The sequence below is a fragment of the Streptococcus sp. 544 genome (genome assembly GCF_013277385.1).
GTDB lineage: Bacteria > Bacillota > Bacilli > Lactobacillales > Streptococcaceae > Streptococcus > Streptococcus mitis_BA.
This window is the reverse complement of record NZ_VMMU01000006.1, coordinates 387,895-409,879: the sequence shown is the minus strand read 5'-3', so window position 1 is coordinate 409,879 and position 21,985 is coordinate 387,895. Positions and strand designations below refer to the sequence as shown.

Genomic DNA, 21,985 nt, shown 5'->3' with positions numbered 1-21,985 from the left:
TTTACACCTGCTCTGATAATTCTTCCCACTCAAGCATGGCTTCTTCCTGACGATGGCTGATTTTGTCCAGCTCTGCCTGCAATTCCATCAGTTTGTCGGCATCGTTTGTTTCCAACATTTGTTCAGAAATGGCTTGACTTTGACTTTCTAACTCTTCAATTTCAGCTTCTAGACTTTCTATTTGTCGCATGAGCTTACGAACTTCTTTTTGACTTTCTTTCTGAGCTTGATAGTCATTAACTGGGCTTGCTTCTGTTGCTTGATTGCTGGTTGAAGCTTCCTCAGTTTGAATCATTTCTACTTCTGATTTCTTCTCAACATAGTAATCGTAATCTCCAAGATAGAGAGTTGATCCATTCTCTGACAATTCCAGTACATGAGTTGCCACACGATTGATAAAGTAACGGTCGTGGCTGACGAATAGAAGAGTTCCATCAAAGTCAATCAAGACATTTTCTAGCACTTCCTTGCTATCAATATCCAAGTGGTTAGTTGGCTCATCCAGAATCAAGAAGTTGTTGTTCTCCATAGACAGTTTAGCTAAAAGTAAGCGAGCTTTTTCGCCACCAGACAGCATGCCGACTGATTTTTTGACATCATCTCCAGAAAAAAGGAAAGCACCTAGGCGGTTACGGATTTCAACTTCCGGTGTCAATTTGAAATCATTCCAAAGTTCATCCAGTACAGTATTACTTGGTGTCAGCTTGCTTTGAGTCTGATCATAGTAACCAACCTCAACATTAGCGCCAAAGCGTTTTTCACCCTTGATAAACGGAATCTGATCCACGATAGATTTGATAAAGGTTGACTTGCCAATACCATTGGGACCAACGATGGCAACAGCATTCATCTTACGAAGGTCTAGGTTAATCGGTTGTGACAGGACTTCCCCATCATAGCCAATAGCCGCATTTTCAACAGTCAAAACAACATTGCCCGACGTTTTTTCAGACTGGAAGGTCATATTGGCTGATTTCTTACCCGCTTCAGGCTTGTCCAAACGTTCCATTTTTTCCAGTTGTTTGCGGCGAGATTGGGCACGTTTGGTCGTCGAAGCACGGACTAAATTGCGATTGACAAAATCTTCCAGAGCAGCAATTTCCTTCTGTTGCTTTTCATAGTTTTTTGCCTCAGTAGCTAGTTTTTGCTCCTTCAACTCAACAAAACGAGAGTAATTCCCCACATAGCGATCCAAGGAATGCTTGGTCAAATCTAGCGTAATTGTCGCAACCTTGTCTAAGAAATAACGGTCGTGGCTGACAATAATGAGGGCACCGCTATAGTTTACCAAGTAATTCTCTAGCCAGGCAATGGTTTCAATATCCAAGTGGTTGGTTGGTTCGTCCAATACCAAAAGATTGGGCTTTTCAAGTAGCATTTTGGCTAGAGCCAGACGGGTGTTTTGACCACCAGAAAGCTCAGCAATTTTCATCTGCCACATAGATTCGTCAAACTTGAATCCATTTAAAATCGCTCGTATATCAGCTTCATAGGTAAAGCCACCTGCTTGGCGAAAATTCTCAGATAAGCGGTCGTAATCTGACATCAGTTTATCCAAATCAGCACCAGACTTTTCTCCCATCTCCAACTCCATCTGACGCAGTTGTTTCTCAGTCCGACGCAAATCATCAAAGACATGAAGCATTTCATCGTAGATAGTGTTTTCAGATTCAAAACGGCTATCTTGGGCTAGGTAAGATAGAGAAATATCTTTTTTCTTATTGATTTCTCCACTAGTTGGCTCCTCTTCTCCAACCAAAATCTTCAAAAGAGTAGACTTACCTGCTCCATTTTTCCCAACAAGAGCAATCCGGTCTCGTTCATCAACCTGCAGGTTAATATTATCGAAAAGAACCTCTCCTGCAAAAGAACGTTCAATTTTATTAGCTTGTAAAATAATCATACAAGTAGTATAGCATGTTTCCCTAAGGCATTCAAGATAATGGTAAGTATTTTAGCGAAGGGTTTATAACATAAAATAAATTATGTATATTTTATGTTAGATTCCTTCGCTATCTTGTTGGATTTTCTAACCAGCCAATCTTGCTTCAAATAGTTATCGCACAAGTCTATTATTTAATTCTTTTCATTATATACGTACGTATAGCAGATTGAAATAAGATGAGAACAAATCGATTGAGGAAGTAAAATTAATTTCTATAAATGTTTTAGAAATTGTTTCGTACTATTTTAGATTCAACTACTATATATACAATATTTTCGGAGCATTCAACTTTTTAACTCTATTTATTACTAGATTTCATAATTAAAAAGCCTACTGACCAAGCTAGAAAGCTTGATACAATAGGCTTTTTGAACACCAATTATTTAACAGCGTCTTTAAGAGCTTTACCAGCTTTGAATGCTGGAACTTTAGAAGCTGCAATTGTCATTTCTTTACCAGTTTGTGGGTTGCGACCTTTACGTTCTGCACGCTCACGAACTTCAAAGTTACCAAAACCGATCAATTGAACTTTTTCACCAGCTGCAAGATAGTCAGCTACTGCTGCAAATACAGCTTCAACTGCTGCTGCTGAGTCTTTCTTAGTCAATTCTGTAGCTTCTGCTACTTTAGCGATCAAATCTTGTTTGTTTGCCATGTTAACGATTCCTCCAAATAATTTCTAATTAACAAATATAATCATATCCTAAAATCCCTTTTAGGTCAAGTTAAAAACGCTATTTCTTCCCATTTTCTTTATTTTTTTAGGAGTGGTAACGTACCAAAATAGCCCAAGCGTTCTCACCCGTGTGAGTTTGAATAATGGAACCCGTTTCCAAAACAGAAATTGGCTGTTCAACATAAGCTTGTAAGCTTTCTTTCATCTCTTTTGCCCAATCAGCACTACCAGAATATGAAATTCCAATCTCTGCTACAGAACGTTCAGAAAGCGATGTTATCAACTCATCTAACCATTTTTTAAAAGTTTTAGCTCCACGACCTTTAACCATTGGCTGCAATTCATGGTCTTTCATTTGCATGACAACACGGATATTGAGAAGGGAGCTTAACAATCCAGTTACACGGCCAATTCGTCCACCTTTTACTAGATTTTCTAGAGTAGAAACGCCAATATAGAGCTCCGTATGGTTTTTAACCTCTTCTACATGAGCTAAAATTGTCTCCATGTCTTTGCCTTCTTGAGCTAATCTCGCAGCCTCAACAACTTGGAATTTCAAGGCTTGGTCAGTGAAGGAACTATCAACAACAGTCACATCTGCAGTAGATAAACTAGCACCTTGGCGTGCTGCTTCTACAGTCCCCGAAAGAGCATGAGACATATGAATAGCAAGAATCTGGCTACCATCCTTGCACAGGTCTTCAAAAACTTCAGCAAAGACACCTACAGGCGGCTGACTTGTTTTCGGAAGATTCTTAGCTTCTTGCATCAAGTGAAGAAATTTACCTTCTTCTTTCAAATCAGCATCAGAATAAACAACATTATCAATCATTACAGATAGTGGCACTACCGTAATATCTAATTGCTTTACTAGTTCTGGTTCAATAGTAACAGATGAATCGGTTACAATCTTAATTTTTGTCATAGTATCAATCTTTCTATTTTAGGATTCAGATTGGTTTTCTTACTTTTAATTATATCAAAAAAAGATTAAAAATCCTAATGGAGTCACTCAAATTTTCCGTAAAAATTTGATATAATCAACTTATAAGAAAAGAGGTGTCCTATGATTAAAAAAATTTACCCCATTTTAACCATTTTACTAGGTGCTGCTATTTATGCTTTTGGTCTAACTTATTTTGTAGTTCCTCATCATCTCTTTGAAGGAGGGGCAACAGGTATTACCCTTATCACCTTTTATCTTTTTAAAATCCCTGTTTCGCTCATGAACTTGCTGATTAACATTCCCCTTTTCATCCTAGCTTGGAAAATATTTGGAGCAAAATCCCTCTATTCTAGTTTGCTAGGAACCTTAGCCTTATCCGCCTGGTTAGCCTTTTTTGAGCGTATTCCACTTCATATTGATCTTCAAGGTGATTTACTAATCACTGCTCTTATAGCTGGGATTCTATTGGGAATTGGTCTTGGAATTATCTTTAATGCTGGAGGTACAACTGGCGGAACTGATATTCTAGCTCGTATTCTCAATAAATACACTCATATATCAATGGGAAAACTGCTCTTTATCTTAGATTTTTGTATTCTCATGCTCATTCTCCTTATCTTCAAGGATTTGAGATTGGTTTCCTACACACTCTTATTTGATTTTATCGTTTCTCGTGTCATTGATTTGATTGGCGAAGGAGGCTATGCTGGTAAAGGCTTTATGATTATCACAAAACGTCCTGACCAACTTGCTAAAGCGATTAATGATGACCTAGGAAGAGGCGTTACTTTCATCTCAGGTCAAGGCTACTATAGTCAAAAAGATTTGAAGATTATCTACTGTATTGTCGGTAGAAATGAGATTGTGAAAATGAAGGAAATGATTCATCGAATCGATCCTCAAGCCTTTATCACTATTACAGAAGCCCACGAAATCCTTGGAGAAGGATTTACCTTTGAAAAAGAATAAAAAGAGGTAATGTCGTGACCTCAAAAGTTAGACTAAATCATCTATCTTTTGGGTTACAAACAACCTCTTTTTTGTTTACTCAAGCTCTTAAGACCAATTTCGAGCTACTTCTTCATCAGCCTTTAACTGATCCACTAATTGATCAACAGAATCAAATTTGGTCATATCTCGAATACGATCAAGCCAATAAACCATGACGGTTTCCCCATAAATATCTTGATTAAAATCAAAAATATTGACTTCAAAACGTGCTTCTTCTCCATCAAAGGTCACGTTTTTCCCGACACTAGCCATAGCACGATACTTCTGTCTTTGAATCTCAACATCAACGACATAAACGCCATCTGCTGGCATATAAGTACGGTCTAAAAGCACCAAATTAGCTGTTGGATAACCAATCGTACGACCACGAGCATTACCATGAACCACCATACCTCTGGATGGAAGCGGTGCCCCCAAAAGTTCTCCTGCTTCTTTCACATTTCCATCTAAAATAGCTTGACGGATACGAGTTGAACTAATCTTTCCTTTCTCATCTTCTATAGGTGGAACAATGATAACTTCTCCATCAAAGTAATCCTTTAAATCTTCTGCTGTTTTTTTGTCAGAACCAAATGTATAATCAAAACCTGCAACAATAATTTTGGCATTCATAGCCTTGATATAAGTTGCAAAAAATTCTTCTGCCGTGAGACTAGCGAATTGACTACTAAAATCAAGGAGATATAATTCTTCTACACCTTCGCGCTTTAATTTTCTTTCACGTTCAGCAGGGTTCAAAATATGCAAAAACAAATCTGGATGATAAGGCTCTAAAGCGATCTTTGGAGATTCATTAAAGGTCATAACGACGATAGGCAATAAATCCTTTCTCGCAGCTTTGTTGGCAACACGAAATAATTCTTGATGCCCCTTATGTATGCCATCAAAATAGCCGAGAACAACGACTGAATCAGATGGTGTGCCAATATCTTTTTGGTTTTTTATAGGAATAGTAATAATCATAAAATAATTATATCATAGCGATAGCTATTTCTGGAACAGAAAATCTGAAATGTCGTTTTTTTCACCTGAAGTGTAGCTGTTTTCAAAAAGCACTTCACTCTATCGTTGCTTAACTATGAACTTTGCAATATTCTTCTCAAAAACTTGTAGGCCATCTTCAAAAGTTTGAAAGGAGTGATTAGACTTGTTCGGTAACCATAAAGTGTCATACTATGCTTATGTATGAAAAAGCAATGCAACTAACTCCTGAGAACTTTAAATTACTAATTGGTGCCGAAAAGGTAGAATTTAGAATCGAGGTACACCTATGGCTGTAAAATTTACAAAACGAGACAACTTGTGCAAGATATTTGAAGAGTTTCCTAAACTCCCTGATTTGAAGCAAGTCACTTTCCCTGATGACAAAGAAAAAAGCCAAAGCAGTAAAGAAAAACTAGATGACTGATTTTCAACAACTCCCATCCAGTGTGCTTCAGATTGGAGCTATTTTTCTCTCCGTCTGTTAGCTTGGATTCTCAGACAGTTTCAGTTAAAGAATATCATTTTCCCTTATCAGAAGGAACGGCTCAAGCCATTCAGACAAGTTAAGGGACGACAAGCCAATATTTGAAACCAGATACCAGTTCTTATAGTCAATTGAAATAAAATCTGAAGAAATCGAGTAGGAAACTCAAATCAATTTTTAGCAGTGTTCTATTCCAGATTCAATCCACTATACATATTAAAAAGTATGGGTACCAAAACAAAAAAACAGGCTCTCCGAAAAACTCGGAAAGCCTTATTTAATGCTACTTCTAGCTTCCTCGCCTTTACATTTCAAGGCTCAGGATAAAAAGGTTCACTGAACCTTTTTATTTAGCGATTGGGTAAACAGAAACTTGTTTTTTATCGCGTCCTTTACGTTCAAAGCGTACTACGCCTTCAACTTTAGCGAACAAAGTATCGTCTCCACCACGTCCAACGTTTACACCTGGGTAGATGTGTGTACCACGTTGACGGTAAAGGATTGATCCACCTGTTACAGTTTGTCCGTCAGCTGCTTTAGCTCCAAGACGTTTTGCTTGTGAATCACGTCCGTTTGATGTAGAACCTCCACCTTTTTTGTGGGCGAAAAGTTGCAAGTTGTTAAGAGTCATTTTTAACATAATGTTTTCCTCCGTGTTAGTTTTCTGTGATAACTCTGGTTTGGACGAACTCAGAAGAGTTCTCCGATAAGTTTGCCATACCTAAGAAAAATGATTCAAAGAATAACTGGGTCATTTCTCTCTGGTGTGAAGGCAGGTCTTTTGGAATCTCAACCATCAGATAGCCACCTTCATCTTCGTTTAATTCTAGGATTGGTTCATAGCCTGCAAATTTCTCAATGGAATTGATAAAGTTAATGGCAAGCGTAGAAACCGATGCACACACGACATCTAAGCCGTATTCGCCACTCTCGGCGTGTCCAGTAATTTCCGCACTCCTCAGCTCGCCATCTTCGGCTCTCTCAAAGACTGCCTGTATCATGTGTTCTCCTTAAAATTAAGCGTTAATTGCGTTGATGACAACTTTTGTATATGGTTGACGGTGACCTTGTTTACGGTGGCTACCTTTTTTAGGTTTGTACTTGTAAGTAACAACTTTCTTTTGTTTTCCTTGTTTTTCAACAGTTCCAACTACAGTAGCTCCAGCAACAAGTGGAGTTCCGACAACAGTGTTTTCACCACCAACAAGAACAACTTCGTTAAAAGTAACTTCTTGACCAGCTTCAACGTTCAATTTTTCAACGTAAACTGCTTGACCAACTTCAACTTTAACTTGTTTTCCGCCAGTTTTGATAATTGCGTATGTGCTCATTATGCACCTCCTATGATTTTTATGGGTTTCCCCGATTTTTTGTGAAGACTCGCCTAGCATCGTGGGACGAACCACTTAAACTTGAATAATCAAGCAACGATGTTCGTGCGGTTGCACAGGAACGTGCATAGTCAACTCTCTAAGTATAGCATATCTCCTATTTTCTTACAAGTAATAACACCTAAAATGAAGCTTTTTCTTTTACTTTTCTTTTACTTTTTTCCGCCACGAGGCAAAAAGCATACTGAGATAAAAAATGCTCATCATAATAGGAACACCAAGAATGGTCTTTTCATGATAGAAAATCGTCAAATAAGCTGAAAAGACAACACCAAGGACAAAACTACTAAGCAGGCTAACAAATATGAACCCTTCACGCAAAAAAGGTGTGTGCTTGGTTCGGAAATAATCCCCAAAAGCTAGCATGGTTCGTTTGATATTCCCTGTCATAAAAGCGTTATTGTAGGCAATACCCGATACTTCTCCAAAAGCAGTTGTCACCAGTCCCATACAGAAGGCCAAGGGCGGCACTAGATAGATATTATCTACAGTCTGCGGAACAAAACCAATAATGATTGATAGGATTGCCAAAGGAATCAGTGACAGAATTGGCTTTTTTACAATTCTCAATTTTTCCTTATAAATGGTTAGTAAAAAAACTCCCAGCATAAACGCTATTAAGGTTAAAAGCTTATCCCTAACATCCGAAACATTATTCTGTATTAGCTCTACCGAAAGAAAGACAACATTTCCAGTTTGTCCAGCTACAAGGGTATTCCCACGAACAATAAAAGTGTAAGCATCCACATATCCAGCACAAAACGTCAAAAAAAGTGCTAACCTTTTAGACTGACGTGATATTTTTCTTATAGGTAATAACCTCATTTTCCCTCCCATTGTATTTTCTCTTAGAATATTGTACCATTTTCTTTCTAAAAAATCGTAGGCTACCATTTAGATTTTACTATTAGCATAAAAATAATAAACAACTATTTTTCCAAAAATAGATAGAGGTAACATATTGGTAAACAAAGCATACGAACCTTTAGTAAAATCATTTCCATGAAACTAGAATAGAGCCCCTCTTAGCAAAAATCATTATTTTAATTTATTTCTAATTACTCCTTGACATAAATAACTCTTACCAATAAAAGACTATGTCTTAAAAAAATGATATAATAAAATCAATACTTGGGCTTGATGGCTATGCTACTAAGAACAATTAGGATAGAAAATCAGGCACTTGTTAACAACAAGGATTATCCCCTTGAGATGAAAGGAACTTTAGAAATCTTATGATGAACATGCAAAACATGATGCGCCAAGCACAAAAACTTCAAAAACAAATGGAACAAAGTCAAGCTGAACTTGCAGCTATGCAATTTGTTGGCAAATCTGCTCAAGACCTTGTCCAAGCGACCTTAACTGGAGATAAGAAAGTTGTCAGCATTGATTTCAATCCAGCTATCATTGACCCAGAGGACCTTGAAACTCTTTCTGATATGACCGTTCAAGCCATCAACTCTGCTCTTGAACAAATCGATGAAACTACCAAGAAAAAACTGGGTGCTTTCGCTGGGAAATTGCCATTCTAAAAACAAGGAGCTAGAACAATACTTGTCGATAACAAAGGCTAAGAAAGGTGCAAAAATTATAAAAAACGCATAATAGCAGGTGTCAAAACACTCAATATTATGCGTTTTCTAATGAAAAAATTCTCTTTTCATACTCATTTAATACTCTTCAAAAATCAAATTCAAACCATATCAGCGTCGGCTTGTCGTAGGTATGGTTCCTGACTTCGTCAGTCTTATCTGCAACCTCAAAGCAGTGCTTTGAGCAACCTGCGGCTAGTTTCCTAGTTTGCTCTTTGATTTTCATTGAGTATAAAAAGCCTCTTCCCAAGGGAAAGAGGACTAAATCTTATTGATGAACAGCTTGAGCTGCTGTGATGAGAGTCAAATTGTAAACATCTTCTGCACTACATCCACGTGAAAGGTCATTAACTGGCTTATTCAAACCTTGTAAAACAGGTCCCACAGCTGAGAAACCACCGAGACGTTCTGCAATCTTGTAACCGATATTTCCAGCTTCGATACTTGGGAAAATAAATACAGTTGCTTGTCCAGCAACTTTACTTCCTGGAGCTTTTAAAGCTGCCGTTTCAGGGTGGAAGGCAGCGTCAAATTGCAATTCCCCATCTATTTCAAGATCTGGGCGTAGTTCGTGCGCACGTTGTGTAGCTGCTACTACCTTATCAACGTTATCACCAAAACCAGAACCTTTACTTGAATAGCTCAACATAGCAATTTTTGGTTCTATACCAAACATTTTCGCAGTGATTGCTGAATTAATCGCAATTTCAGCCAAGGCATCTGCATCAGGATTGATATTGATAGCACAGTCACCAAATAGGTAACGTTCTGAACCACGAGTCATTAGGAAGGCACCTGAAGTACGAGTAACATTAGGACGAGTTTTAATGATTTGAAGGGCTGGACGAACTGTTGCAGCAGTTGAGTGAAGTGCACCTGAAACCATACCGTCAACCAAGCCCATATATACTAGCATTACACCAAAGTAGTTAACGTCTTCACGTAAGAGTCTAGTAGCTTCTTCTTCTGATATCTTACCGTTTCGACGTTCAACGAGCGCAGCAACCATTTCGTCAAACTTAGCGTAGTGGTCAGGATCGATGACTTCATAACCCTCGTGAATCCCTTCAATTTCAAGGTAAATTTTAATTTTTTCTGGTTTACCAAGCAAGACTGGAATAACATCTGTTTCTTTTACCAAGCGTTTCGTAGCTTGAAGAATACGAGGTTCTTTTCCTTCAGGTAGAACGATGCGGACATTTTTACCAACTAGGTTGGCTCTTAGACTTTCAAAAACTTCCATGAGTTTTCTCCTTTAAAATAATAAATTATACTCTAATATATTTTATTGAGTATTAGTTGATAACTGTTTAATAAGGTTACTGAAATCATCCGGCAAGAGACTTGATACCTGCAAGTCTTGCTCTAAAAATGGATGATAAAAGGATAGGTAATGGCAATGCAGGGCCTGACGTTGAATGCCGTCGTCCAGACTACCTCCGTACAAATCATCGCCCAACAAAGGGAAACCAATATGAGAAAAATGGACTCGGATTTGGTGGGTACGTCCAGTATGCAGGCGAATGTCGACCAAGTGGATATTTCCATAAGAAGCGACAATCTTGTAGGAAGTATGGGCGTACTTCCCACCTTTAGCTACTCTTCTAGTGATAATAGAGTCTTCATCACGCGCAATCGGAGCAATAATTTCTCCTTCAGGCTCTAAATATCCATCTCCTTTAACCAGAGCAAAGTAGCGTTTTTCAATGGACTTCTTCTGCAACTGCTTGTCTAATCGTGCATGGGCATAGCCGTGCTTGGCAAAGAGCATCAAGCCAGAAGTATCTCTATCAAGCCTGGTTACAATGTGAACCTGCTGATTTTCATAATTTTGCTTGACGTAGTAACCCTTGATAAAATTGGCAATGGTATTGGAGTGGTTAACACTAGGAATAGAAGCAACTCCATAGGATTTATTCAAGACTAGAAAATGGTCATCCTCATAGAGAATATCCAGTGGGCGCTCGATAGCTTCCAGAGTTTCAAAACCTTCCTCAGCAGGAATATCAATGGTAACGCGGTCTCCAATGTCCAATAGATAAGTTGCATTTTGCGGTTGGTCATTGACTAGAATAGCTCCACCTCGAAACTTAATCTTGGCCAAAAGTCCCTTAGAAACCTCGTGCTTTTTTAAGAAGGTCTTAACCTTGACATGCTCATCTGCGATAAATTCAAACCTCATTCGTCCACCTCGCCGATAAAGGCATCTTTAACGCGGTTCCAGAAGCTGGTATGGCTAGGAGTCGCGACAAAGTGAATCTTATGATGATCAATTTGATACTCGATTCGCTCGATACTACGAAAAGAATAGACACTATTGTCAACCGAAATGGTGTGGTAATCATTTCTTGTTGGAATGAGTTCAATCTTATCCTTCTTAGGCACAATAATGGAAGAGCCCAGAGTTCGATAGACACGATTATTAAGGCTGGCAATTTCCGTTAATTGCAAAGCTTCAATGGTAGGGTGTAAAACAGCACCACCAAGAGACTTGTTATAGGCAGTGCTACCAGTCGGTGTCGAAACTGTTAAGCCATCTCCGCGAAAACGTTCAAAGGGAACACCATTGATGACAATATCTGCCACCATGGTTCGATCAGACCTGCGGATGCTGGCTTCATTGAGGGCACGAAAAATCTTGACCTCTCCATTTCCAAGAAAAACCTTCACATTTAGAACAGGGTAAGAAACCCTTGCTCCGGTATCTAGCTGCAAATTGGTCATTAACTTATCCAACTCAAAATCACGATAATCGGTATAAAAGCCCAGATGTCCTGTATGAAGACCGATAAAGCGTACCTTATCAAGTTGGTCTTCGTACTTATGAAAGGCCGACAAGAGCATGCCATCTCCACCAATGGAAATGACAATGTCCGGACTGCTATCATTGAGTATAAACTGATTTCTCTTCAAACGATCTCGCAATTCATACAAAACCCTTTGACTCTGCGGTTTTCTATTGGCTATCAGATCAATTCGTTTACCTGTATTCTTCATCTGTATCGTCACTGTTTCCTACACCGTCATTTAATTTTCTACTCAAGGGATCAAAAAGAGCCTGGGCTTCCTGGATATCATCACGAATTTCACCCATTTCTTCATCCAACTGATGGGCGATTCTAGCTGTAATTTCCAGTCGCTTCTTAATCTCATCTGGGAAATCCCCTTGGTACTTGTAGTTGAGAGAATGTTCTATCGTTGCCCAGAAATTCATGGCCAAGGTACGAATTTGAATTTCTGCCAAAATGGTCTTGGCTCCATTGATGGTATCAACCGTATATTCTACTACCACATGATAGGAACGGTAGCCTGAAGCCTTTCGATGAGTAATGTAATCTCGCTCCTGTATGATTCGCATATCCTGACGCTTATGCAAAATCTCCACTACTTCCTTGACGTCATCTACAAACTGAACCATCACACGTAAGCCAGCAATATCCTGCAAATCGTGCTCTAAGGTCGCATAAGTAATGCCACGACGAGCCATTTTTTCTTTGATGCTCTCAATTGGCTTGACCCGACCCGTCACAAACTCAATCGGAGAATGCTTATTTTGCTTACGATATTGCTTGCGAATACCACGAAGTTTAATCTTTAACTCACCAACAGCTTGAATGTAAGGATCTAGAAATTCTTCCCATTCTAAGGTCATATATTCTCCCTTGTTCTCATATTATCCGTCAAAAATATCTTTGATTTTTTCTCCAGATTCATATACAATAAATACAATGCTTATTATACCATAAATCCGCTTTCAACGATAAAGAAAAGGTAAGAAAAATGAAACATTTAGAAATTGAATTGAAAACACTCTTGAAAAAAGATGAATATAACCGTCTAAAAGACCAGTTCACAGGTGTCACTCCTGTTCTTCAAAAAAATTACTACATCGACACGCCTGATTTTGAACTGCGAGAAAAGAAAGTCGCTATGCGCATTCGAACCTTTGAAGACTGGGCTGAGTTGACACTCAAAGTCCCGCAGAGTGTTGGAAACATGGAATACAACCAAAAATTGCAACTAAAAGATGCTGAAAACTATCTGTCTAAGGAAGAACTTCCTCAAGGGCTAGTACTGGATGAATTGGCGAAACATGGCATCCAAAGCAAGAACTGGCAGGTACTTGGTTGTCTAACAACACTTCGCTATGAAATGCAAACATCTATTGGTCTCATGGCTCTGGATGAAAGTCAATACTTTGATATGACGGATTACGAATTGGAGCTTGAAGTGGAAAATCACGAGCAAGGCAAACAGGATTTCCAACAATTTTTAGAGAAAAATCAGATTTCCTATCAAAAAGCTACTTCAAAATTGGTTCGATTTGTCAAAAGTATGAAAAATAGCTGAAATAATCTCCATTTTTTGGTAAAATAGAAAAGATAAAAATACACGAATCCCAGTTCATATATGTAAGGCAAATATCACTAGGATTTATAAAGTTTACAGAGGACGGTCTATAATGTCAGATAGAAAAAACATGAAACTTTTCGCACTCAACTCTAACCAAGAGATTGCACAGAAAATTGCTGAAGCTGTTGGTGTCCCACTTGGAAAACTATCATCACGTCAATTTTCAGACGGAGAAATCCAAGTGAATATTGAAGAAAGTGTCCGTGGTTATGATGTTTACATCATCCAATCAACAAGTTTCCCTGTCAACAACCACCTAATGGAATTGTTAATCATGGTCGACGCTTGTGTGCGCGCAAGTGCCCACAGTATCAACGTTGTCCTTCCATATTTTGGCTATGCACGTCAAGACCGCATTGCTTGTCCTCGTGAGCCACTTACAGCAAAACTAGTTGCCAATATGCTGGTTAAGGCTGGGGTTGATCGTATCCTGACTCTTGATTTGCATGCCGTTCAGGTCCAAGGTTTCTTTGATATTCCAGTGGATAATCTTTTCACTGTTCCCCTATTTGCAAAACATTACTGCGATAAGGGACTACTCGGTTCAGATGTTGTTGTCGTTAGCCCTAAAAATTCAGGTGTAAAACGTGCTCGTAGCCTGGCTGAATATCTTGATGCTCCTATCGCCATTATCGACTACCCTCAGGATGATGCAACTCGCAACGAAGGTTATATTATCGGTGATGTTGAAGGTAAACAAGCCATCTTGATTGATGATATTCTTAATACAGGACGTACCTTCTCTGAAGCTGCTAAAATCGTTGAACGTGAAGGAGCTACAGAAATTTATGCTGTTTCTAGCCACGGTCTCTTCGTTGAAGGAGCTGCTGAACTTCTTGACAATACTAAGATTAAAGAAATTCTTGTGACTGATTCAGTAGCAACAAAAGAAAAAACTCCTAAAAACGTATGCTACATCACTGCTAGTGAGTTAATTGGTGACGCTATCGTACGTATCCACGAAAGAAAACCAGTCAGCCCACTCTTTGCTTACAACAAAAAGAAATAAGGTGATTCTTTGATTTATTTGGACAATGCTGCAACGACTCCTATGTCAGCAGTTGCTATTTCAGCTATGACCAAGGTTTTACAAGAAACCCATGGCAATCCTTCTAGTATTCATGGACATGGTCGTCAAGCTGGCAAACTCTTGCGAGAAGCCCGTCAGGAACTAGCTCAGTTACTGGGGACAAAACCTCAACATATCTTTTTCACTTCTGGTGGGACTGAAGGCAACAATACTGCTATCATTGGCTACTGCCTTCGTCACCAAGAACAAGGAAAACATATCATCACAACTGCCATTGAGCACCATGCTGTCCTTGAAACCATTGATTACTTGGTTCAGCACTTTGGGTTTGAAGCAACCATTATCCAGCCAGAAAATCAGGAAATCACTGCCCAGCAAATTCAAGAGGCCTTACGTGACGATACGATTTTGGTTTCTACCATGTTTGCTAATAATGAGACAGGAAACCTACTTCCCATTGCTGAAATTGGCCAAATACTCAAGCAACACCCTGCTGCCTATCATGTTGATGCAGTTCAGGTTATTGGTAAAATCCCTATACATCCAGAAGAATTGGGCATTGATTTTCTCACTGCTTCTGCCCACAAGTTCCATGGCCCTAAGGGAATCGGCTTTCTCTACGCATCTAGCATGGACTTTGATTCTTATCTACATGGCGGAGACCAAGAACAGAAAAAACGTGCAGGGACTGAAAATCTAGCTGCCATCGTGGGTATGGTTGCAGCCCTAAAAGAAGACCTCGAAAAACAAGAAGAACATTTTCAACATGTACAAAATCTAGAGACTGCCTTTCTGGCAGAGCTAGAGGGAATTCAGTATTACCTGAATAGAGGACAACATCATCTTCCTTATGTTCTCAATATTGGATTTCCTGGCCAGAAAAATGACCTCTTACTCCTTCGTCTAGATTTGGCTGGAATTTCTATCTCTACTGGTTCAGCCTGTACTGCGGGCATTGTACAATCCAGCCATGTTCTCGAAGCCATGTACGGGGCAAATTCAGAACGCTTGAAAGAATCCGTTCGCATCAGTTTGTCGTCAGAAAATACTGTTGAAGACCTACATACCCTCGCAAAAACCTTAAAAGAAATTATCGGAGGTTAGCCATATGGCATTTGAAAAAACCATTCTGTTAAAAAATTGTCGTTACGACTACACTCTTAGCCCTTCTGTTAAAAAATTCACCCTTAAGGACAACACCTTTTTTGAGACTAAGGTTGGTAACTATGAATTGACTCGCCTACTTGAAAAAGTGCCAAACAGCGGTGAAGGCTTCCAACTCAAAATCATCATTAACAAGGAACTTACAGGTGCTAAAATCAATATCACTGACAAGTTTGGCCTTCGTCTAGTTGATATTTTCAAATCAGAAGATCACCACATTCATCAGGAAAAATTCTATTTCCTCATGGATAGCTTAGTAGAACGTGGTGTCTTTACAAAATCGGAAAGATAGAGCCAAAATGTTTGAACTGACCTATAAGGACAGCTATCATGTAGAGCGTACACTCAAGTATGAAGATTATGAGGCTCTCATGCTAGCTTTGTCAGGATGTGTGACTCTACCAGATACACTTTATGTGACTTCTTTGACTTTTAAGGGCCAGGAAGTTTATCAGGGTCTGGTCGGAGACCTCTACCGTTTTCTATCACATGCAGATTTTTTACATCAAAACTAAGATTTTTCTTAGTTTTTTCTTGTTTTTGTTGATTTTTTCACAATGTTTCTATAAAATAGAAGAATAGAAAGGTTGTGATTTTGTGAAAGATAAACAGTCTGCTATTCCAAAAGCTACAGCAAAAAGACTCTCTCTCTACTATCGAATTTTTAAGAGATTTCATGCAGAAAAGATTGAACGTGCCAACTCTAAGCAAATTGCAGAGGCTATCGGTATTGATTCAGCGACCGTACGTCGTGATTTTTCCTATTTTGGTGAACTAGGTCGTCGTGGTTTTGGCTATGATGTCAAAAAACTGATGACGTTTTTTGCCGATTTGCTTAATGATAACTCCATCACCAATGTCATGCTGGTTGGTATTGGAAATATGGGCCATGCCCTTCTCCACTACCGCTTTCATGAGCGTAACAAGATGAAGATTATCATGGCCTTTGACCTAGATGACCATCCTGAAGTCGGTAGCCAAACTCCTGATGGAATTCCCATTTACGGAATTTCTCAAATCAAGGATAAAATCAAGGATGCTGATGTGAAGACTGCTATCCTGACAGTTCCCAGCGTCAAGTCACAAGAGGTTGCCAATCTCTTGGTAGATGCTGGCGTGAAAGGAATTCTCAGTTTTTCACCAGTCCATCTGCATTTACCAAAAGACGTGGTCGTTCAGTATGTCGATTTGACAAGTGAACTCCAAACTCTCCTCTACTTCATGCGAAAAGAGGATTAGAAAGCGAAAATCATTTTATGAAAAAACCAGTTATAGGGATTACAGGAAACGAAAAAACTCATCCAGATGATGACATCATGATGAGCTACGCAGCAAAAGGCTTTGTTGAAGGCGTTAAAGACGCTGGAGGGATTCCCATCATCCTACCGATTGGTGATCAAGAAATGGCTAGCCACTATATCAATTTGATTGACAAGCTCATCTTGACAGGTGGGCAAAATGTTGATCCAAAATTCTATGGTGAACCAAAAACTATTGATAGCGATGACTACCACCTTCAAAGAGATATCTTCGAACTGGCCCTCATCAAGGAAGCTATTAAACAGAAAAAGCCAGTTTTTTCTGTCTGTCGTGGGACTCAGCTTTTTAACGTTGCCATGGGCGGAACTCTGTACCAAGATATCGAAGACCACTGGCAGGATTGTTCTGCCGAATACACAACTCAACGCTTGGTAACAGAACCTGATACTATTCTTCGAGAAATCTATGGAGAAATCTCCCATATCAACTCCTTCCACCATCAGAGTATTAAGGATTTAGCACCTAACTTAAAGATTGCAGCTCATGATCCTAAAGATGGTATCATTGAGGCTGTCATGAGTACGGATGATGTTGCCTTTCTCGGTGTCCAATGGCATCCAGAGTTTCTATTTGAAAATCGTACAAAAGATAAAAACCTCTTTGACTATGTCGTTAATGAACTTTAGATTAAATCCGTCTTTTCACGATAACTAAAGTAACTGGAGTGAGAGACAATCAAATGGTCCAAGAGAACAATCCCCATCAGGTCGCAGGCTTCTTTGACAAGTTTAGTAACATGATCATCATTTCGACTAGGTGCTACCGCTCCTGAAGGATGATTGTGGACCAAGATAAGTGAAGTCGCCATATGCTTGATTGCATAGTGAAGAATCTCTCGCGGTTCAGCGATACTACGAGTTGCAGAACCGATAAAAATGGTCTGTTGATGGATGATTTGATTTTGAGTATTGAGATAGAGCGCCACCAAGTGCTCTTGTTTTTTATGTCCCAACTCCTGTTGCATCTTCTTGGCTAACTTTTGACTGCTGAGAATACTTTCCATCTCAAGGGTTTCGTGTTTGTGAATACGATGCCCCAGTTCAATCATAGCTTGTAACTCTATGGCCTTAACACGGCCGATACCAGACAGACTCTGCAATTCCTGCAGGGTCATTTTTTTCAAATCCGTTAGCCTTGAAAGGTTGTTCAAAACTTTCTGGGCAATTTCAAAAACGCTAGCCTGACGTGTTCCTGTTCTGAGTAAAATAGCTAGCAACTCTTGGTTACTGAGCGCTTCCACTCCTTCTTGAGCCAGTCTTTCTCTTGGTAATAATGAATCTTCTTGGAATGAAATACTGTACATAAAAATCCTCCTCACTTTATTATTCGTGAGAAGGATGAAAAATTAGATTTTTTTCTCAATTGGGGCTACACTAGCTAAAAGTTTTTTCAAACCTACTTCTGGGAAATTGATTTTCAATTCCTGCGTAGCACCACTACCTGAAACTTCCAGAACAGTTCCCTCTCCCCATTTCTTGTGGAGGGCAATGTCACCAATGGACCAATTCGTCTCGCTAGAAGCTGATTTTGCTCCAGCTGTAAATTGACCAAATGGAAGACCGCTTGACTGGATAGTTTTTGGTGCTGCACTGCGTTTACGGTCTTGAAGAGCCTGAGCCAAACTCATACCATGACCGAAGGCAAGACCACCACTGCTATATGATGCCTTAAAGCTTGTATTTGCTGGACGAGCCAGACCTTGATACTCAAGTAAGTCCGAGCTGATTTCGTTAATAAAACGAGTGGGACGGTTGTAGTTGGTACGACCAAAAAGCAGGCGCGAGTTGGCATTTGTCAGATAGAGGATTTTCTCTGCACGCGTGATACCTACATAGGCTAGACGGCGCTCTTCTTCCAATTCATCTTGATCTTCAGCTGCACGACTAAGTGGGAAGACATTTTCTTCCATCCCAATCAAAAAGACAACTGGAAACTCGAGACCTTTGGCAGCATGCAGGGTCATCAGGGTCACTTCTGATGTCTCCTGACTACCTGAATCTGTATCCGCAATCAAGGCTAAATCATTTAAGAAACGACTCAGCTTGTCCAGACCAGTTTCCTCTTCTGACCCATCAGAGGTGTCATCAAAGTTTTTCGTCACAGAAAGAAACTCTTCGATATTTTCAACTCGAGCCTTGCTTTCTAAGGTTGCTTGAGCATTAAGGATATCAACGTACCCTGTTTTTTCTAGAACTGCCTCAACCAACTCAGTAATGCTTAACTGGTCCAGTTGATCCCGCAAATCCAAAATCATATTTGCAAAATCCCAAATTGACTGGGCTGCTTTACCCTTGATACCAGACAACATAATATTGGCTGAAGCATCTAGCATAGACATGTCTTGCATATTGGCAAAGTCACGGATTTTCTCAACTGTACCTGGACCAATTCCACGTTTCGGTTCGTTGATAATACGCTCAAAACTAATATTATCACTCAAATTAGCAATGAGGTTGAGGTAAGCGATAATATCTCGGATTTCCTTACGGCTGTAGAACTTGGTTCCTCCGACCATGGTATAAGGAATATTGGACTTGAGCAGGGCTTCCTCAATAGTACGGGACTGCGCATTAGTCCGATAGAGAACTGCAAAATCCTTGTGAAGGAAGTTTTGACTCCGACCAAGTTCATCGATGGTTTTGGCTACAAATACAGCCTCATCTAGTTCATCATTGGCACGATAGTAAACGATTTGCTCCCCATCAGCATTTTGAGTCCAGAGATTCTTAGGACGACGGTTTTTATTGTTTTTAATGACCTCGTTGGCCGCTTGGAGAATGGTTTTGGTGGAACGATAATTCTCCTCCAACAAAACTACCTTGGCTTGAGGATAATCCTTTTCAAAATCCAAGATGTTCTGCATATCAGCACCACGCCAGCCGTAGATAGACTGATCCGCATCCCCAACCACACAGATATTTTTAAAGCGAGACGCTAAGAGTTTGACTAGTTGGTACTGGGCATGGTTGGTATCTTGGTACTCATCAACGTGGATGTATTGGAATTTCTGTTGATAGTAAGTCAAAACATCAGGATTTTGATCAAAGAGACGCAGGGTCAGCATAATCAAATCATCAAAGTCAACCGACTCCGACTGACGAAGCTCTTTTTGATAAGCAGTGTAACACTGGGACACGATTTGCGTATACATATCGCCAGCTTGAGCAGTATAGGCAACATCATCAATCAAATCATTCTTAGCATTGGAAATGGTCCCCAAAATAGTTCGTTCATTCCATTTTTTAGGATCCAAGTTCAACTGCTTGAGAATGCGTTTCATGAGAGTTCGCTGCTCCCCTGGATCTACAATAGTAAAATTGCGGTTGTAGCCAATATGATCCGCATCGCGACGCAAAATACGCACACACATGGAGTGGAAGGTCGCAATCAGACAGTCCTGAGTGGCTGGATTAAGGTTATAAGCACGCTCTTTCATCTCACGCGCAGCCTTATTAGTAAAGGTAATGGCCAAGATATTCCACGGATTGATCAGCTTTTCATCAATCAGATAAGCAATACGGTGGGTCAAAACTCGGGTCTTTCCAGAGCCAGCCCCCGCCATAATCAACAAGGGACCTTCTGTCGTTTGCACCGCCTCAGCCTGACGGTCATTCATTCCATTCAATAATGCGTTCATCTTCTCTTCCTTACTCTTGAAGTCAATATTTCTATTATATCAGAATTCAGGGAAAATAGAAACTTTACGGGGAGTAGCAAAATATAGTGGATTGAAACTAGAATACTACACTGTAGGTTTCTAAAACACTCAACTCTTTCATTCAATTTTTTCATAAACTAGCTCAATACTTCAATATGAAAAAGGTAAATTTAAGATTGGCAATACGAACGTTAAACAGAATTTCATTGCTCTTTTTAGAATCAAAACGACAATATTGTGGAACCTCTACAGAAACAATAGATTGCGACACTAAAATATTCTCCCCTAGTTTTGCTTTACTAATAGTATATAGGAGGAGAGCCCTGAATCCTAGATCCTCTGTTATAATGTCGTTACAAACAAAGTTGAAGAAAATCTTAAAATCAGAAAAACGCATTATACCAGGCATTAAAAGCTTGATACAATACGTTTTATTATAAAAAGATCTACTGGATTTTTTATCAAAATAAACTTCCAGTAGTCTTTTCACTTTTTATTAATAAGTTCCTTCTTCACCTTGACTAGTCAAGATAACAGGACCATCTTTCGTAATGACAAATTGGTGTTCATATTGACAAGATAGTCCACCGTCAATGGTCTTATGCGCCCAGCCGGTCTTCATATCTGTATCAATTTCCCAGTCACCTGTATTGATCATTGGTTCAATAGTCAAGACCATTCCTTCACGAAGACGGAGTCCTCGACCTGCAATACCATAGTTAGGAACCATTGGTTCTTCGTGCATAGTTGGGCCAACACCATGACCAACCAAATCACGCACTACACCGTAACCACGACTTTCAGCATATTCTTGAATAGCCGCTCCAATATCACCGATACGGTTTCCAACAACAGCTTGCTCAATCCCCTTGTACATAGCTTCTTTGGTTACATCCATCAAATTTTTGACTTCTTCGGACGGTGTACCTACAGCATAAGCCCAACAAGAGTCTGCCAGACCACCAGAATAGCTCTGAGTGTATTTTTTCATTTGCTCAACATTGTTGAAGTTTAATTTTGAGACATTCAAATCAGATTTAGCAATTGGGCCTCCCAAAACCATATCAACTTTGAGCAAATCACCATCTTTCAAGATATAGTGACGAGGGAAAGCGTGAGCTACTTCATCGTTAAGAGAGCAACAGGTAGCATAAGGATAGTCCATCATTGCACCGTCAACCCCAATCTGAAGCGGAAGGAAATTTTCTTCCTTACAACGACGGCGGACATACTCTTCAACTTCCCACATATCTACGCCAGGCTTAATCAAATCACGTAAGCCGATATGAATACTTGCTAGAAAATCACCGGCCTTATCCATAGCTTCGATTTCACGAGCTGATTTTAATGTTATCATTTTTTCTCCTA

Annotated in this window: 25 protein-coding genes, 1 pseudogene and 1 other annotated feature; of the genes and pseudogenes, 11 read left to right on the top strand and 15 right to left on the bottom strand. The window is 39.5% G+C overall.

Annotated features, from left to right (window positions below):
• Position 1 precedes the first annotated feature (1 nt).
• From HT728_RS04725 to HT728_RS04715, 3 genes are all read right to left on the bottom strand, one after another.
• On the bottom strand, positions 2-1,903 hold the full coding sequence (locus tag HT728_RS04725) for an ABC-F family ATP-binding cassette domain-containing protein (RefSeq protein ID WP_000584859.1): 1,902 nt from the start codon (positions 1,901-1,903) through the stop codon (positions 2-4).
• 421 nt (positions 1,904-2,324) lie between these two features.
• A complete protein-coding gene (locus HT728_RS04720) occupies positions 2,325-2,600 on the bottom strand; it encodes an HU family DNA-binding protein (RefSeq protein WP_001284639.1) in 276 nt (91 codons plus the stop codon).
• Positions 2,601-2,706: 106 nt separating this feature from the next.
• The gene (locus HT728_RS04715; RefSeq protein ID WP_173234047.1) at positions 2,707-3,546 is read right to left on the bottom strand and encodes a DegV family protein; all 840 of its coding nucleotides are present in this window, start codon (positions 3,544-3,546) and stop codon (positions 2,707-2,709) included.
• A gap of 141 nt (positions 3,547-3,687) precedes the next feature.
• On the opposite strand from HT728_RS04715, the gene HT728_RS04710 reads away from it, so the two are divergent.
• Positions 3,688-4,536: a YitT family protein gene (locus HT728_RS04710; protein ID WP_050243034.1), complete on the top strand. Its 849-nt coding sequence runs from the start codon at positions 3,688-3,690 to the stop codon at positions 4,534-4,536.
• Positions 4,537-4,623: 87 nt separating this feature from the next.
• On the opposite strand, the gene HT728_RS04705 is transcribed toward HT728_RS04710, so the two are convergent.
• Positions 4,624-5,541: a bifunctional riboflavin kinase/FAD synthetase gene (locus HT728_RS04705; protein WP_000587434.1), complete on the bottom strand. Its 918-nt coding sequence runs from the start codon at positions 5,539-5,541 to the stop codon at positions 4,624-4,626.
• Positions 5,542-5,848: 307 nt separating this feature from the next.
• Between HT728_RS04705 and HT728_RS04700 the strand changes: the two genes are divergently transcribed.
• Together HT728_RS04700 and HT728_RS10745 are read left to right on the top strand one after the other, a co-directional pair.
• On the top strand, positions 5,849-5,986 hold the full coding sequence (locus HT728_RS04700; protein ID WP_000268693.1) for an SPJ_0845 family protein: 138 nt from the start codon (positions 5,849-5,851) through the stop codon (positions 5,984-5,986).
• Positions 5,987-6,036: 50 nt separating this feature from the next.
• A pseudogene (locus HT728_RS10745) lies at positions 6,037-6,126 on the top strand (TIGR03943 family protein); the annotation flags it as partial.
• Between the two features lie 266 nt (positions 6,127-6,392).
• Here HT728_RS10745 and rpmA read toward each other — a convergent pair.
• The 4 genes from rpmA to HT728_RS04675 all read right to left on the bottom strand — a co-directional run bounded on the left by rpmA (position 6,393) and on the right by HT728_RS04675 (position 8,274).
• Positions 6,393-6,686, bottom strand: a complete 294-nt coding sequence (rpmA, locus tag HT728_RS04690) for a 50S ribosomal protein L27 (protein WP_000916509.1) — start codon at positions 6,684-6,686, stop codon at positions 6,393-6,395.
• A gap of 16 nt (positions 6,687-6,702) precedes the next feature.
• Positions 6,703-7,047: a ribosomal-processing cysteine protease Prp gene (locus HT728_RS04685; RefSeq protein ID WP_000613699.1), complete on the bottom strand. Its 345-nt coding sequence runs from the start codon at positions 7,045-7,047 to the stop codon at positions 6,703-6,705.
• 15 nt (positions 7,048-7,062) lie between these two features.
• Positions 7,063-7,377 (bottom strand): 50S ribosomal protein L21, encoded by a 315-nt coding sequence (rplU, locus tag HT728_RS04680; RefSeq protein ID WP_000109141.1) that lies wholly within the window; start codon positions 7,375-7,377, stop codon positions 7,063-7,065.
• A 35-nt stretch (positions 7,378-7,412) separates the two neighbouring features.
• Positions 7,413-7,500 (bottom strand) — a sequence feature (ribosomal protein L21 leader region).
• Positions 7,501-7,578: 78 nt separating this feature from the next.
• Complete coding sequence (locus HT728_RS04675) at positions 7,579-8,274, bottom strand: YoaK family protein (RefSeq protein ID WP_173234136.1); 696 nt, start codon at positions 8,272-8,274, stop codon at positions 7,579-7,581.
• A gap of 398 nt (positions 8,275-8,672) precedes the next feature.
• Here HT728_RS04675 and HT728_RS04670 point away from each other — a divergent pair, with 398 nt between their 5' ends.
• Positions 8,673-8,972, top strand: coding sequence for a YbaB/EbfC family nucleoid-associated protein (locus HT728_RS04670; protein ID WP_000981523.1), 300 nt, complete (start codon positions 8,673-8,675; stop codon positions 8,970-8,972).
• A 328-nt stretch (positions 8,973-9,300) separates the two neighbouring features.
• Here the strand turns inward: HT728_RS04670 and pta are convergent, their stop codons facing one another.
• From pta to HT728_RS04650, 4 genes are read right to left on the bottom strand one after another with little or no spacing between them, the layout of a single operon-like run.
• The gene (pta, locus tag HT728_RS04665; RefSeq protein ID WP_173217834.1) at positions 9,301-10,275 is read right to left on the bottom strand and encodes a phosphate acetyltransferase; all 975 of its coding nucleotides are present in this window, start codon (positions 10,273-10,275) and stop codon (positions 9,301-9,303) included.
• Between the two features lie 42 nt (positions 10,276-10,317).
• A complete protein-coding gene (locus HT728_RS04660) occupies positions 10,318-11,214 on the bottom strand; it encodes an RluA family pseudouridine synthase (RefSeq protein ID WP_173234045.1) in 897 nt (298 codons plus the stop codon).
• Complete coding sequence (locus HT728_RS04655) at positions 11,211-12,029, bottom strand: NAD kinase (protein WP_000799049.1); 819 nt, start codon at positions 12,027-12,029, stop codon at positions 11,211-11,213. Before HT728_RS04655 ends, HT728_RS04660 begins: the two co-directional genes overlap by 4 nt.
• The gene (locus tag HT728_RS04650) at positions 12,013-12,684 is read right to left on the bottom strand and encodes a GTP pyrophosphokinase family protein (protein WP_000171681.1); all 672 of its coding nucleotides are present in this window, start codon (positions 12,682-12,684) and stop codon (positions 12,013-12,015) included. The genes HT728_RS04655 and HT728_RS04650 overlap by 17 nt, the downstream gene beginning before the upstream one ends.
• 128 nt (positions 12,685-12,812) lie before the next feature.
• Between HT728_RS04650 and HT728_RS04645 the strand changes: the two genes are divergently transcribed.
• The 7 genes from HT728_RS04645 to HT728_RS04615 all read left to right on the top strand — a co-directional run bounded on the left by HT728_RS04645 (position 12,813) and on the right by HT728_RS04615 (position 17,585).
• Positions 12,813-13,382, top strand: coding sequence for a CYTH domain-containing protein (locus HT728_RS04645; protein ID WP_173234043.1), 570 nt, complete (start codon positions 12,813-12,815; stop codon positions 13,380-13,382).
• Positions 13,383-13,494: 112 nt separating this feature from the next.
• The gene (locus HT728_RS04640; protein WP_173234041.1) at positions 13,495-14,454 is read left to right on the top strand and encodes a ribose-phosphate diphosphokinase; all 960 of its coding nucleotides are present in this window, start codon (positions 13,495-13,497) and stop codon (positions 14,452-14,454) included.
• A gap of 9 nt (positions 14,455-14,463) precedes the next feature.
• On the top strand, positions 14,464-15,579 hold the full coding sequence (locus HT728_RS04635; RefSeq protein ID WP_172931788.1) for a cysteine desulfurase family protein: 1,116 nt from the start codon (positions 14,464-14,466) through the stop codon (positions 15,577-15,579).
• A gap of 4 nt (positions 15,580-15,583) precedes the next feature.
• On the top strand, positions 15,584-15,931 hold the full coding sequence (locus HT728_RS04630) for a DUF1831 domain-containing protein (RefSeq protein WP_001864230.1): 348 nt from the start codon (positions 15,584-15,586) through the stop codon (positions 15,929-15,931).
• Between the two features lie 7 nt (positions 15,932-15,938).
• Entirely contained in the window at positions 15,939-16,154 is a 216-nt protein-coding gene (locus HT728_RS04625; RefSeq protein ID WP_000462491.1) for a DUF4649 family protein, read from the top strand.
• Between the two features lie 82 nt (positions 16,155-16,236).
• The gene (locus HT728_RS04620) at positions 16,237-16,878 is read left to right on the top strand and encodes a redox-sensing transcriptional repressor Rex (protein ID WP_000653414.1); all 642 of its coding nucleotides are present in this window, start codon (positions 16,237-16,239) and stop codon (positions 16,876-16,878) included.
• Positions 16,879-16,895: 17 nt separating this feature from the next.
• Positions 16,896-17,585, top strand: coding sequence for a gamma-glutamyl-gamma-aminobutyrate hydrolase family protein (locus tag HT728_RS04615; protein WP_173234038.1), 690 nt, complete (start codon positions 16,896-16,898; stop codon positions 17,583-17,585).
• On the opposite strand, the gene radC is transcribed toward HT728_RS04615, so the two are convergent.
• The 3 genes from radC to HT728_RS04600 all read right to left on the bottom strand — a co-directional run bounded on the left by radC (position 17,582) and on the right by HT728_RS04600 (position 21,974).
• Positions 17,582-18,262 carry a DNA repair protein RadC gene (gene radC, locus HT728_RS04610; RefSeq protein ID WP_173234036.1) on the bottom strand — a complete coding sequence of 227 codons (681 nt, stop codon included), beginning with the start codon at positions 18,260-18,262 and terminating at the stop codon, positions 17,582-17,584. The two genes, HT728_RS04615 and radC, sit on opposite strands and share 4 nt — an antisense overlap.
• 42 nt (positions 18,263-18,304) lie before the next feature.
• Entirely contained in the window at positions 18,305-20,596 is a 2,292-nt protein-coding gene (gene pcrA, locus HT728_RS04605) for a DNA helicase PcrA (protein WP_112443667.1), read from the bottom strand.
• Between the two features lie 517 nt (positions 20,597-21,113).
• Entirely contained in the window at positions 21,114-21,974 is an 861-nt protein-coding gene (locus HT728_RS04600) for a methionyl aminopeptidase (protein WP_000631543.1), read from the bottom strand.
• Positions 21,975-21,985: the final 11 nt, after the last annotated feature.